The organism is Parahoeflea alexandrii, from assembly GCF_024105735.1.
Lineage (GTDB): Bacteria > Pseudomonadota > Alphaproteobacteria > Rhizobiales > Rhizobiaceae > Hoeflea > Hoeflea alexandrii.
In genome coordinates this window covers 232,857-247,201 of sequence record NZ_JAAAML010000001.1, presented here as the reverse complement: position 1 = coordinate 247,201, position 14,345 = coordinate 232,857, and the positions used below count along the sequence as shown (strand labels likewise).

Annotated in this window: 8 protein-coding genes; all 8 read left to right on the top strand. The window is 60.5% G+C overall.

The window, feature by feature from the left end; translation table 11 throughout:
- Positions 1-77 precede the first annotated feature (77 nt).
- The 8 genes from GTW23_RS01085 (at position 78) to glgX (ending at position 14,264) form a co-directional block, all read left to right on the top strand.
- Positions 78-1,154 carry a transglutaminase-like cysteine peptidase gene (locus GTW23_RS01085; protein ID WP_252914302.1) on the top strand — a complete coding sequence of 359 codons (1,077 nt, stop codon included), beginning with the start codon at positions 78-80 and terminating at the stop codon, positions 1,152-1,154.
- A gap of 134 nt (positions 1,155-1,288) precedes the next feature.
- Complete coding sequence (locus GTW23_RS01080; RefSeq protein ID WP_252914301.1) at positions 1,289-2,986, top strand: sulfatase-like hydrolase/transferase; 1,698 nt, start codon at positions 1,289-1,291, stop codon at positions 2,984-2,986.
- A gap of 251 nt (positions 2,987-3,237) precedes the next feature.
- Positions 3,238-5,709, top strand: coding sequence for a glycogen/starch/alpha-glucan phosphorylase (locus GTW23_RS01075; RefSeq protein ID WP_382265673.1), 2,472 nt, complete (start codon positions 3,238-3,240; stop codon positions 5,707-5,709).
- Positions 5,706-7,913, top strand: a complete 2,208-nt coding sequence (gene glgB, locus GTW23_RS01070) for a 1,4-alpha-glucan branching protein GlgB (protein ID WP_252914300.1) — start codon at positions 5,706-5,708, stop codon at positions 7,911-7,913. The genes GTW23_RS01075 and glgB overlap by 4 nt, the downstream gene beginning before the upstream one ends.
- Positions 7,914-7,943: 30 nt before the next feature.
- Positions 7,944-9,215 (top strand): glucose-1-phosphate adenylyltransferase, encoded by a 1,272-nt coding sequence (gene glgC, locus GTW23_RS01065; RefSeq protein ID WP_152010352.1) that lies wholly within the window; start codon positions 7,944-7,946, stop codon positions 9,213-9,215.
- Positions 9,212-10,660, top strand: coding sequence for a glycogen synthase GlgA (gene glgA, locus GTW23_RS01060; RefSeq protein WP_252914299.1), 1,449 nt, complete (start codon positions 9,212-9,214; stop codon positions 10,658-10,660). The genes glgC and glgA overlap by 4 nt, the downstream gene beginning before the upstream one ends.
- Positions 10,657-12,285: an alpha-D-glucose phosphate-specific phosphoglucomutase gene (locus GTW23_RS01055; protein ID WP_252914298.1), complete on the top strand. Its 1,629-nt coding sequence runs from the start codon at positions 10,657-10,659 to the stop codon at positions 12,283-12,285. Before glgA ends, GTW23_RS01055 begins: the two co-directional genes overlap by 4 nt.
- Positions 12,285-14,264 (top strand): glycogen debranching protein GlgX, encoded by a 1,980-nt coding sequence (glgX, locus tag GTW23_RS01050; RefSeq protein ID WP_252914297.1) that lies wholly within the window; start codon positions 12,285-12,287, stop codon positions 14,262-14,264. The genes GTW23_RS01055 and glgX overlap by 1 nt, the downstream gene beginning before the upstream one ends.
- The last annotated feature ends 81 nt before the right edge of the window (positions 14,265-14,345 follow it).

Sequence of the window (14,345 nt, the reverse complement as noted above, 5' to 3'; positions counted from 1 at the left end):
TCGTTAGTTCTGTTTGTTTCTAAGATCTTATGTTTATTCGAGTAGTCTTTTCCCAACAAACGGGGAAGGCCAAAAAGATGTATAGCTTTGCAAAAGAGACAGCAACTCTCAGAAATACTGCAATTGCATTCTCTTTGTTCTGCGCCACCGCAGCACAGGCCAATGTCTTCGCCGAACCCGAGGCACAACTCCAGGTCTCATCCCCCGCCACCACGCCAGCCCTTCTGGCCGAGACCGGGGTCCCCGCTCCGCAATGGCCCGTTCCCGCCCTGCGCGCATCCACTCTTCACCTGACCGCGGCCGGGCTCGCGCCGCTTGCCTTCGTCGACACAACCCGTTCAGCCTATGCCCTGCCCGCTCTTACCCTGTCGGCAGGTCTTGCAGCTCTCGCACCCCGCGACCGGATCACCACCGCCTCGATCCCCGTCCCCGCGCCCCGCCCCGCAACCCGGGCCGCAACCCGGGCCGCCAGGCAGGACACCAGTTATCAGGCCACCAGTTATCAGGCCACAAGCCAGGCCGTCAGCCGCACCATCCGCCAGGACCGGCCGCTGTTCGGCGCCCACCGCATCCGCTTCGGCAAGATCGGCAGCGGCGCCCGCATCTCGGGCCTGATCCGCAAGGCGGCAAGCACCGGCGCCTCCGCCATCTGCATCAACAGCTGCGCTGACCTCGCCGACCGCCTCGATCTCGGCGGTGCCGACATCACCGCCCAGCTCCGCCACGTCTCGGCTTCCGTCAACACCCTCGTCACCTACCGCACCGACGAGGAAACCCACGGCCGCCTCGACCAGTGGTCGACACCCAACGAGACGCTCGGCCGCGCAAGCGGCGACTGCGAGGACTACGCCATCCTCAAGATGGCGGTACTCGCAAGGCTCGGCGTGCCGGTGAACGCCATGGAGATCGTCGTCGTCAAGGACACAAGCCGCCGCCTGTTCCACGCCGTGCTCTCCGTCACCCTGGAAGACCGCACCCTCATCCTCGACAACATGACCAATGCCGTCGAGACCGACACCGCAAAGCGCAGCTACGCACCGCTGTTCTCGCTCTCGGGCACTGCCAACTATGTCTTCGGCTACAAGGGCGGAAAGCAAAACCTCACAGCCTCGCTTAAAAACATCGCAAGCATCGCGCCAGGTGCGGGCTTCTGATACGGCGGGCGGCTTAAGCGAAGCGACAGCTGCCGAAACCGAGGCCACCCCGTTAAGGTTAACCGATCATTGCATTTGCCTATTGGGGGAATGAATGCGCTTTCTCTCCGGGAGTATTGACCGGAGAAGACTACATGGCGCGGATAATCAGCGACAGGCTGTTACAACGGCTGCAGGCATTTGTCCTGCACCCGCTGACTGCCGTCGCAGCCATTCTGCTTTGCGCCACGTTTCTCTACGCGCTCGAACGGGCGGTGGAACACATGCCGTTCGTCATGCTTTCGGTCCTCGGCATTGCTGCGGTGCTGTTCCTGGTCAGCTGCCGCCTCTACTTCTCAATTTATGCAGCGCTCGCGGCGACGGCGCTGATCTCCGTCATTTCCGTAATGAAATACAGAACAAAGGGATTTGATCTCCATGTCTACGATTTCGTGTTTACCGGAACGGACACCAAGGCCTTTGCCTTTCTGATTGACGGTTTCGCTATCTACATCGCTCCGGTCGCAGTCCTGCTGATCAGCTGTGCAATCGCGCTCTGCCTCGTTTTTGCCTGGGATGGAAAGCGCGAACTCTCCGCCATCAAGCGAAGCGCGCTGGTGGCCGCAACCTTTTTGCTGATTCCGGTCAGCTACCCACTCAAGGCCGATGAGCCCCGATATTTTCATTATCTCGGCGGCTTCAATGCCTCTGCGTTCTTCGTATCATTTCTCGATCTGCGGGATGCGGCAATCGGCAGAGGCTTTGCCGACCGCTTCGCTGGCATGCCCGATGTCAAGCCTTTCGCCGCCGCCGGTCCGTGCGACATGGCAGGACCGAGGCCGGACATCTTCATCGTGCTCAGTGAAAGCCAGACCGATCTCGGCCAGTTTAATCAGCATGGCCTCGCAGAGCAATTCGGAGGGCGGTTCAGATCCGCGGACGGTAAGCGACGCGAGCTTCGTGTCGAAACCTTCGGCGGCGGCACCTGGATTTCCAATTTCTCGCTGATGACCGGCCTTTCCAGCCTCGATTTCGGTTGGCGGGCTCCTTACCTGACCACGGCCTTGGAGGGCAAGGTTCAGCAGTCACTGGCGACAGAACTGTCCCGCTGCGGCTATCGAACCGCGGTGCTGATGCCCATGGATCATGGGTTCGTCAACGAGGGACCGTTTCTCGAATCAATCGGTTTCGACGAAGTCCTTGACTACGATCGCATCGGCGCCAGTGAATATGCCCATCCCGACCGGTTTTACTTCGAAGCCGCCCGCACCTTCATCGAAGACCATCGCAGAACAGATGGCAGACCCCTGTTTCTGCAGGTTCAAACCATGTTCGCCCATTCGCCCTATGGCAATCATCTGGCGGATAGCGAACAAGATGCTTTTGCACAAAGCGGCAATTCCGAACTGGACGAATATGTCCGCAGGGTTGCGCAATCCCAGAGAGATTTCGACTGGTATCTGGCCCAGGCCAAAGCGGAAAGCGCCAATCACCCTTCCATCGTTCTGGAGTTCGGTGACCACCAGTCCTTTGCAACGCGTGAGCTGGTCAATCATCTCTATCCGGACTTCGCCGTCGACAAGCTGACATCATCGGCCTATCGGACCTATTTCACCATCCATCCGATGGGCGCGGAGGTCGACATGAAGCCATTCGAGTTCGCCAGCCTCGACATCGGCTATCTCGGCGTGTCCCTCCTTGAGTCGGTAGGACTGGCAACATCGCCTATGTTCGCTGACCTCGCGGCGCTTCGCGACAGGTGCGACGGCCGTCTGCATTTTTGCGCCGACCGCGCGGCAGTCGATCGTCATCTGCAAAAGCGCATAGCCTCGGGTCACTTGACCGTCGATTGAGACAGGAACGGCTGCCACTGTCGGAAGACCTGGTGTTGCCCCGTCACGATTGAGGGCTGGCAGGGCTCCGAAAGGATTGATTGTCCGGGCCTGAACGAGGGTTATCTCCTGCAAATCGACGATCTAATGGATTTAAATTCTGGATATTCACGCCGAAATCATTCATTGCTTGGAGCGCCAAGTACCCTCATGATGCCCTCCACTGGGAGGAATCATGCGGCGTCCAACGCCCAAGCTGAATGGGACATCCGATGATATCCAAATCCGCCATTGCCGATCTTCCTGCTCCCGCACCGCGTTCCGGTGACTCCGCCACACTCGCTGCCGACATCATCGAACGTCTGACCTATTCGATAGGCAAGGACGCCAAGGTCGCCAAGCCGCATGACTGGATGACCGCCACCATTCTGGTGATCCGCGACCGTGTCATCGATCGCTGGATGGCATCCACCCGCAAGACTTACGAGGACGGCTCCAAGCGGGTCTACTACCTGTCGCTCGAATTCCTGATCGGACGGCTGACACGCGATGCCGTGTCCAATCTCGAGATGCTCGACGAGGTTCGCGAGGCCCTGCAATCGCTCGGCGTCGATTTCGATGCGGTTGCGGCGCTGGAGCCGGACGCGGCGCTGGGCAATGGCGGGCTTGGCCGCCTTGCGGCCTGCTTCATGGAATCGATGGCGACAGTCGATATTCCTGCCTATGGTTACGGCATCCGTTACGTCCACGGCCTGTTCAAGCAGCAGATGAGCGACGGCTGGCAGGTTGAACTGCCTGAAACCTGGCTCAGTCATGGAAACCCCTGGGAGTTCCCCCGCCGCGAAAGCGCCTACGAAATCGGCTTTGGCGGATCGGTAGACACCATCGGCAACGGTTCGGACGAAACCCAGCGCTGTATCTGGAAGCCGCAGGAGCGGATGATTGCCGTGGCCTATGACACGCCCGTGGTCGGATGGCGCGCCAAACGGGTCAACACGCTCCGGCTCTGGACGGCCCAACCGATCGATCCGATCCTGCTTGATGCCTTCAATGCCGGCGACCACATCGGCGCGCTTCGCGAAAGCAACAAGGCGGAGGCTCTTGCCCGCGTGCTCTATCCCGCCGACCAGACTCCTGCCGGCCAGGAACTGCGCCTGCGCCAGGAGTACTTTTTCTCCTCCGCCTCGCTGCAGGACATCCTGCGCCGTCATCTGCAGCAGTATGGCGATCTGCGCACCTTGCCCGACAAGGTGGCTATCCAGCTCAACGACACCCACCCTGCGGTGTCGGTGGCAGAGCTGATGCGGCTGTTGATCGACGTGCATCGCATGGAGTTCGATCCGGCCTGGGACATCACCCGCAAGACCTTCAGCTACACCAACCACACGCTTCTGCCTGAAGCGCTGGAAAGCTGGCCGGTGCCATTGTTCGAGCGGCTTCTGCCGCGCCACATGCAGTTGGTCTATGCGATCAACGCCAAGGTCCTGCGCCAGGCCCGCAAGGAACGTGGCTATGACGAGGGCCAGATCCGTTCGGTTTCGCTGATCGACGAAGGTGGCGAGCGCCGCGTCCGCATGGGCAATCTTGCCTTCATCGGCTCCCACTCGATCAACGGTGTCTCGGCGCTCCACACCGACCTGATGAAGCAGACCGTGTTTTCCGACCTGCACGGCCTCTACCCGGACCGGATCAACAACAAGACCAATGGCATCACCCCGCGCCGCTGGTTGATGCAATGCAATCCAGAGCTGTTCAAATTGATCCGGGAAGCGATCGGCGACGACTTCATGGATGACGCGGAGGCGTTGTCGGCTCTCGGCAAATTTGCCGACGATACCGAATTCCGAACCCGGTTCGCCGCCGTCAAACGCGAAAACAAGATCAAGCTGTCAAATCTGGTGGCCCGCCGCATGGGCATCAGGGTTGATCCCTCGGCCCTGTTCGACATCCAGATCAAGCGGATTCACGAATACAAGCGGCAATTGCTCAATATCATCGAGGCAGTGGCGCTGTACGACCAGATACGTTCGCACCCCGAACTCGACTGGACGCCAAGGGTGAAATTCTTCGCCGGCAAGGCGGCACCGAGTTATCACAACGCCAAGCTGATCATCAAGCTGGCCAATGATATTGCCCGGGTCATCAACAATGATCCATCTGTGCGTGGCCTGCTGAAGATCGCGTTTATTCCCAATTACAACGTCTCGCTGGCTGAAATCATGGTGCCGGCCGCTGACCTCTCCGAGCAGATATCAACCGCCGGCATGGAAGCGTCGGGAACCGGCAACATGAAGTTTGCGCTCAACGGCGCGCTGACAATTGGCACGCTTGATGGCGCAAATGTCGAGATCAAGGAATGTGTTGGTGACGACAACATCATCATCTTTGGCCTCACCGCGGCCGAAGTCGCCGAGCGCCGCGCAACCGGCCACGACCCACGAGGCATCATTGAAAGCTCGCCGGAACTGTCACAGGCGCTCACCGCCATCGCCTCGGGTGTCTTCAGCCCCGATGACCGCAACCGCTATGGCGATCTGATTGCCGGACTGTACGATCATGACTGGTTCATGGTCGCTGCCGATTTTGACGCCTATGCCCAGGCGCAGCGCCAGGTCGACAGTTTGTGGGTTGACGAGGAGGCCTGGTATCGCCGTACTATCCTCAATACCGCGCGTGTGGGATGGTTCTCTTCGGACCGCACCATCCGCCAGTATGCAAAGGAAATTTGGAAAGCCGGCCCATGACCCAAAAGGGAACCGTGCCAGACGCCGATCACAAGGTGCCTCACCTGTCGGCGGAAGAAGCAGAAGCAATCGCTTCCGGAACGCATGGAAACCCTTTTTCCATTCTCGGCGTCCAGGAAATCCCTGAGGGATTTCTCGCCCGCGCCTTCATCCCCGGCGCCAAGGATGTTCAGGCACTGACGCTTGATGGAGCACATGTCGGCCAGCTCCAGCCAGGCGCAGTCAGCGGTCTGTTCGAGGGCCGCCTCTCAATCACGATGCGCCAGCCCTTGCGCTATGCCGCAACCAATTCGACCGGCTCCTGGGAAGTCGACGACCCCTATTCCTACGGGCCCGTGCTGGGCCCGATGGATGACTACTTCATCGCCGAAGGCTCGCATCTGCGCCTGTTCGACAAGATGGGGGCCCATCCCATCAGCCACGAAGGCACGAATGGCGTGCATTTTGCCGTCTGGGCGCCCAATGCGCGCCGGGTTTCGGTCGTCGGCGATTTCAACGACTGGGATGGGCGCCGCCATGTCATGCGCCTGCGGGCCGATGTCGGGATCTGGGAGATCTTTGCCCCCGGCGTGAAGCCCGGTGCCGCCTACAAATATGAGATCATAGGTCCGAACGGCGAAAGACTGCCGCTCAAGGCCGATCCCTATGCCCGCCGCGCCGAACTCAGACCGGCGACAGCCTCGATCGTGGCGTCCAATCTCGACCATGACTGGGGTGACAGCGCCCACCGCGCCCACTGGGCCCAGGTCGACGCGCGCCGCCAGCCGATTTCAGTCTACGAGGTGCATCCGGGTTCCTGGCGCAGACAACCCGATGGCTCGTTCCTGTCATGGGACCAATTGGCCGACGAACTGATCCCCTACTGCGTCGAAATGGGCTTCACCCACATCGAGTTCCTGCCGGTTTCCGAACACCCTTATGACCCCTCCTGGGGCTACCAGACCACGGGGCTCTACGCCCCCTCGGCAAGGTTCGGCGAACCCGAAGGTTTTGCCCGCTTTGTCGACGGCGCTCACCAGGTCGGTATCGGCGTCATTCTCGACTGGGTGCCTGCGCATTTTCCGACCGACGAACACGGGCTTTCGCGTTTTGACGGGACCGCATTGTATGAACACGCCGATCCGCGCCAGGGTTTTCACCCCGACTGGAACACGGCGATCTACAATTTCGGCCGCCGGGAAGTGTCCTCGTTCCTCGTCAACAACGCGCTGTTCTGGGCCGAGACCTATCATGTCGATGGCCTCCGGGTGGATGCCGTCGCCTCGATGCTCTACCTCGATTACTCGCGCAAGGAAGGCGAGTGGATTCCCAACAAGGATGGCGGACGGGAAAACCTCGACGCGGTCGAGTTCCTCAAGAGCATGAACAAGGCTGTCTATGGCAGCCATCCCGGTATCGTCACCATTGCCGAGGAATCCACGTCCTGGCCAAGGGTCTCCGCCCCGGTGTACGAGGGCGGACTCGGCTTCGGCTTCAAGTGGAACATGGGGTTCATGCATGACACCCTGTCCTACATGCAGCGCGACCCGATCTACCGCAAACACCACCATGGCGACATGACCTTCGGCCTGCTTTACGCGTTCTCGGAAAATTTCGTTCTGCCGATTTCCCACGATGAGGTGGTTCACGGCAAGGGCTCGATGCTCAACAAGATGGCCGGTGACGAGTGGCAGAAATTTGCTTCACTGAGAGCCTATTACGGCTTCATGTGGGGTTATCCTGGCAAGAAGCTGTTGTTCATGGGCCAGGAATTCGCCCAGCGCGGCGAATGGAGCGAGGCGCGGTCTCTTGACTGGGACCATCTCGATGATCCGCGCCATCACGGCATGCAGGACCTGGTGCGTGACCTCAACCGGCTCTATGCAAAGACACCTGCCTTGCATGCGCGTGATTGCGAGCCGGAAGGGTTCGAGTGGCTCATCGCCGACGACCATGCAAATTCGGTCTTCGCCTGGATCCGGCGTTCACCCGGCGAGAAACCGGTCGTCATCATATCGAATTTCACGCCCAATGTGCTGACCGGTTATCAGATACCATTGCCGCAGGATGGCGTCTGGCTTGAGATTTTCAATTCGGACTCCACCATTTACGGAGGCTCCGGGAAGGGCAATCTTGGTGAGGTCATGACACGGCTTGAGGGTGGCCGTCACATTGCCGAGCTGACACTGCCGCCGCTGGCGACAATCATGTTCAAGCCCGGCTGAACCGGGCCGGGATCAAAAGGGGAGGTTACTATGGAGCAGAAACGGGTTCAGCCGCTGGCACGTGATGCCATGGCCTATGTCCTGGCCGGTGGTCGCGGCAGCCGCCTGATGGAACTCACCGATCGCCGTGCCAAGCCTGCAGTCTATTTTGGCGGCAAGACACGCATCATCGACTTTGCCCTCTCCAATGCCTTGAATTCGGGGATCAGGCGCATCGGCGTTGCCACCCAGTACAAGGCCCATTCGCTGATCCGGCACCTGCAGCGCGGTTGGAACTTTCTGAGACCGGAACGAAACGAGAGTTTTGACATTCTGCCGGCCAGCCAGCGTGTTTCGGAGACCCAATGGTACGCCGGCACCGCCGATGCGGTGTTCCAGAACATCGATATCATCGAGGACTACGGTCCCGAGTTCATGGTCATTCTGGCCGGTGATCACATCTACAAGATGGACTACGAGTTGATGTTGCAGCAGCACGTCAATTCAGGCGCCGATGTCACCGTCGGCTGCCTTGAGGTGCCGCGCATGGAAGCCACAGGTTTCGGTGTCATGCACATCAACGACAAGGACGAGATCATAGACTTCGTTGAAAAGCCCGCTGACCCTCCAGCCATGCCGGACAAGCCCGACATGGCCCTGGCGTCAATGGGGATCTACGTCTTCAACACGGACTTCCTGATGGACGAGTTGCGACGCGACGCGGAGGCTCCCGGTTCAAGCCGTGATTTCGGCAAGGACATCATCCCCTATATCGTCGAAAACGGCAAAGCCGTGGCGCACCGGTTTGCGGACTCCTGCGTTCGCGAGACGCCCGAGAAGGAAGCCTATTGGCGCGATGTGGGAACGGTAGACGCCTATTGGCAGGCCAATATCGATCTCACCGACATCTTGCCAGAACTCGACCTTTACGACCGCTCATGGCCGATCTGGACCTATGCCGAGATCAGGCCGCCGGCAAAGTTCGTCCACAATGAAGAGGGCCGGCGCGGCATGGCCTTGTCCTCGCTGGTATCGGGAGACTGCATCATCTCGGGTTCCGAACTGCATCGATCGCTGCTGTTCTCGGGCGTTCTGTGCCGGTCCTATTCCAGGCTGAACGAGGCCGTCGTGCTGCCCGAATGCGTGATCGGCCGTCACGCCAACCTGTCCAAGGTGGTGATCGACCGGGGCGTCAAGATTCCGGCCGGACTGGTGGTTGGTGAAGACCCCGAACTCGATGCAAGCCGGTTCCGGCGAACCGCGTCAGGCATCTGCCTGATCACCCAGGACATGCTCGATCAGGCGGGGTTGATCTACGAATGAGGGTTCTTTCTGTCGCCTCTGAAGTCTACCCACTGATCAAGACCGGCGGTCTGGCCGATGTCGCAGGTGCCCTGCCCGCGGCCCTGTCGGCCCATGGTGTCGACATGCAGGTTCTGCTTCCGGGCTATCAGCAGGTCATGGGCAAACTTCGCGATCCGGTGGCGCTGGTCCGCTTCGAGGATCTCCTGGGTGTGAGCGCAACCATACTTACAAGCACGATTGACGGCGTGGAGTATCTCGTTCTGGACGCGCCCGATCTGTTTGACCGAGAAGGTGGTCCCTACACCGACGCCGCCAATGCCGATCATCCCGACAACTGGCTGCGCTTTGCCGCACTCTGCCGCGCGGCCGCCAACATCGCCGAGGGCGCACTGGCGGACTGGACGCCCGACATCGTTCATGCGCATGACTGGCAGGCAGGCCTCACCCCTGTCTACATGAGACAGGGCAAGGCAGCACATACCCCGACGGTGATGACCATTCACAACATTGCGTTTCAGGGACAGTTTGGACCGGATATTTTCCCCGAGCTCGATCTGCCGCAATCGGTGTTTTCGATGGATGGGGTCGAGTATTACGGCGATGTCAGTTTCCTCAAGGGCGGCCTGCAGATGGCCACCGCCATCACCACGGTCAGCCCGACCTATGCCCAGGAAATCCGCACGCCGGAATTCGGCATGGGGCTGGATGGCCTTATCAACGCCCGCGCCGATAATTTGCACGGCATCGTCAACGGTATTGATGCCGAGGTCTGGGACCCCGCGACGGATACGATGATCGCGGCAAACTACAGCCTCGCCAAACCGAAGAAGCGCCAGGCCAACCGAAAGGCTCTCGCCGACTATTTCGGGTTCGGGGATACCAACAAACCGGTCTTCACCGTTGTCAGCCGGCTGACCTGGCAAAAGGGCATCGACGTGCTCACCGAACTCGCCGACGACATCGTCGCAATGGGCGGCAGGTTGGCGGTGCTTGGATCCGGCGACAAGGCTCTGGAAACCGCCTTACAGGCAGCGGCAGAACGGCATCCAGGCGACATAGGGCTCGTCATTGGCTACAACGAACCGCTGTCGCATCTCATGCAGGCCGGCGGCGATGTGATTCTTGTCCCGTCGCGGTTTGAACCCTGCGGCCTGACCCAACTCTACGGACTGCGTTACGGTAATGTCCCGGTGGTTGCGCGCACCGGTGGCCTTGCTGACACGATCATCGACGCCAACGAGGCCGCGAGCGCGGCCGAGGTGGCAACCGGCTTTCAATTTTCGCCAATTACACCCGATGCCCTGCGCGAGGCCCTGCGCCGCACCATCCGCGCCTTTGCCGAACCCAAGGTATGGGCGCAGCTGCAGAACCAGGGCATGAAGGCCGACGTCTCCTGGGATCGCAGCGCCCTGCGCTACGCCAGTCTTTATGCCGAACTTCTCAATGCAAAGAGCGACACATGAACCGGACCATATCCGTCTCCCCCTTTTCAGACCAGAAACCCGGGACATCAGGTCTCCGCAAGAAAGTACCAGTGTTCCAGAAAACCGGCTACACCGAAGCCTTCATACAGTCGATATTCGACAGTCTCGACGGCTTCGAGGGCAAGTCGCTGGTCATTGGTGGGGATGGACGGTTCTACAATCGCGAGGTCATCCAGACCGCGATCCGCATGGCCGCAGCCAATGGTTTCGGTCGCGTTCTGGTTGGTCAGGGCGGCATACTGTCGACCCCTGCCGCCTCCCACCTGATCCGGAAGACGAAGGCCTTTGGCGGACTGATCCTGTCGGCTAGTCACAATCCCGGCGGCCCCACCGAGGATTTCGGCATCAAGTACAACATCTCCAATGGCGGCCCTGCCCCGGAGAAGATCACCGAGGAAATACATGCCAGATCGCAGGTCATCGACCGATATATGATCGCCGATTTCGACGATGTGGATCTCGACCTGATCGGCACGTTCGAAGCGGGCGGCATGGCCATCGAGGTCGTCGATCCGGTCAGCGATTATGCCGACTTGATGGAAACCCTGTTCGACTTCGACGCCATCCGCACAATGGTCGCAGGCGGTTTCAAGGTCGCTTTCGACGCCATGCACGCCGTCACAGGCCCCTATGCAAGCGAAATTCTCGTCCGGCGGATCGGCGTCGATCCGGCACTTGTCTTCAATGCCACGCCGCTCGAGGACTTCGGCGGCCACCATCCCGATCCCAATCTGGTTCACGCCAAGGCGCTGTATGATCTGATGATGGGTCCTGATGCCCCCGATTTCGGCGCCGCATCGGATGGCGATGGCGACCGCAACCTGATCATCGGCAAAGGCGTGTTCGTCACCCCCTCGGATTCGCTTGCCATGCTGGCTGCCAATGCCCATCTCGCCCCGGGCTACAAGGATGGACTGAAGGGCATCGCCCGTTCGATGCCGACCAGCGGTGCCGCTGACCGCGTTGCCGCAAAACTCGGCGTCGAGATGCACGAGACACCCACCGGCTGGAAGTTCTTCGGCAATCTTCTCGATGCCGGGCGCTGCACCATCTGCGGCGAGGAAAGCGCCGGCACCGGCTCGGATCACGTCAGGGAGAAGGACGGGCTCTGGGCGGTTCTGCTCTGGCTCAACATACTCGCCGCACGTCGCCAGAGCGTGAAGCAGATCGTCGAGGATCACTGGGCCGAATATGGCCGTACCTACTACTCCCGTCATGACTACGAGGCGATCGAAACCGACAAGGCCAACGAGCTGATGGCGGCCCTTGAGGAGACACTTGACACCATGGCTGGCCGGCAGACCGGATCCATGGTCGTTGAACGGGCCGACAGCTTCACCTATCACGACCCGGTCGATGGTTCGGTGAGCCGCAATCAGGGCATTCGGATCTTCTTCGAAGGTGGCTCGCGTCTGGTTTTCCGTCTGTCGGGCACCGGCACTTCCGGCGCAACACTCCGGGTTTACATGGAACGCTACGAACCCGACTCCGCACGGCACGACCAGGAAACCCAGGCTGCGCTTGCACCGCTCATCGAAGCTGCAGAGAATCTGGCAGGCATAGCCGGTCGGACCGGCCGCACAGCTCCCACCGTCATCACCTGATGACCCGCTTCACAGACATCGGCCTGCCGGGAAAAGCCGGCGTTGAACTGAGTACGGCGGGTACGCGCTTCACCGTGCGGGCGCCATCGGCTTCAAGTGTCACGCTCTGTCTTTTCGATCGGTCCGGTCATGAAACAGGGCGTCATGATCTTGGTCAGGACGGGGATGGCACCTTCACCACCATGGTGAAAGGGCTTGAGCCTGGCGTCCGGTACGGCTTTCGCGCCGATGGGCCTTGGCAACCGGAAAACGGCCACAGGTTTGACCGGTCCAAATTGCTGGTTGATCCTTATGCAGTACGGCTTGACCGACCCTTTGTCTACGACCCGCGTCTGGCGGCATTCGGTGAAGATACTGCTGGTATTGTCCCCAAGGCGGTTCTCGAAGAACCATTGCCCCCGCTCAATCCGGGCCGCCCGAGGTTCGAACCCGGGGGGCTGATCTACGAGGTGCCGGTCCGCGCCTTCACCATGCTGCATCCGGATTTGCCGCGTGCGGAGCGTGGCACCCTGCGGGCGCTGGCGCATCCCGCGATCATCGACCACCTGCGCAAGCTTCATGTCAGCGCCGTTGAATTGATGCCGATCACGGCCTGGATCGATGAGCGGCATCTCCCCCCTCTCGGACTGACCAACGCCTGGGGCTATAACCCCGTCACCATGCTGGCGCTTGATCCCCGTCTCGCACCGGGCGGCATTGCCGACTTGCGCTACGCGGTCGACGCGCTTCATGCTGCGGATATCGGTGTCATTCTCGATGTCGTCTTCAACCACACCGGTGAAAGCGACAAGGAAGGACCGACCCTTTCCCTGCGCGGACTGGGCAACGCCACCTATTATCGCCACGACCGGGATGATCCGGGAACATTGGTCAATGACACCGGCTGCGGCAACACGCTGGCCTGTGACCGGCCCGAGGTTCAGGAACTCGTGCTCGCTGCCATGCGCCACTTCGTGACCCAGGCCGGGATTGACGGGTTCCGCTTCGATCTCGCACCGGTTCTCGGACGGGATGCCAACGGTTTCTCGAAAGATGCACGGCTGTTGCAATACATCGCCGATGATCCGGTGCTGCATGACCGCATCCTGGTCGCCGAACCCTGGGACATCGGTCCGGGCGGCTACCAGCTCGGTAATTTTGGCCCGCCCTGGCTCGAATGGAACGACCGCGCCCGCGACGACATGCGGCGCTACTGGCGAGGCGATCACGGCATGACTGGCGCCCTGGCGACACGGCTGTCCGGCTCATCCGATATCTTCCATGACTCCGGCCGGAACAGGACGCGCAGCGTGAATTTCATTGCAGCGCATGACGGCTTTCCGCTGGGCGACCTTGTCTGCTTCCAGAACAAGCACAACGAGGCGAACGGCGAGGACAACCGTGACGGCCACGGCACCAACTATTCCTGGAACAATGGAGTGGAAGGGCCAAGCGACGATCCGGCGATAGCTGCCGCTCGCGAAGCCGACGCACGCGCGCTGATCGCCAGCCTGTTTGCCAGCCGTGGCACCATTCTTCTCACCGCCGGGGATGAATTCGGCCACAGCCAGGGCGGCAACAACAACGCCTACGCCCAGGACAATACGATCACCTGGCGTCATTGGGACGAGTTCAATCAGGGCCGGTTGGAATACACCCGCGCTTGGGCCGAGTTGCGGGCCCAGTCTCCCCCGCTGACCGGCACCCGCTTCCTCAAGGACAGTGATGGCTCCGCCGAGCCCGACCAGGTTTCCTGGCTGACTGCCGATGGCCATCCGATGCAACCGGTCCACTGGGAAGACCCCGAGCGTCAGGGATTCATGATGGTTCTGGGGCCACCCGGTGAACGGCTGACGGTGGTTTTCAATCGCGGGCAATCGGAAATCCAGTGCGCGCTGCCCGCCACTCCCGGACTCTGGCGCCCCGCGAGCCCGGAAGCTTCGGTGGAGAAGGCGATTCCGGCCCGTTCGGTCGTCTGTTGGCGCGAAACAAGCGGCTGAGCACCTGAAGACCGCAGTTACCCGTCCATTTTCATTTCATTAAGCTGATGCATGGATTGATGTCACCGCCTGGATGGGCCA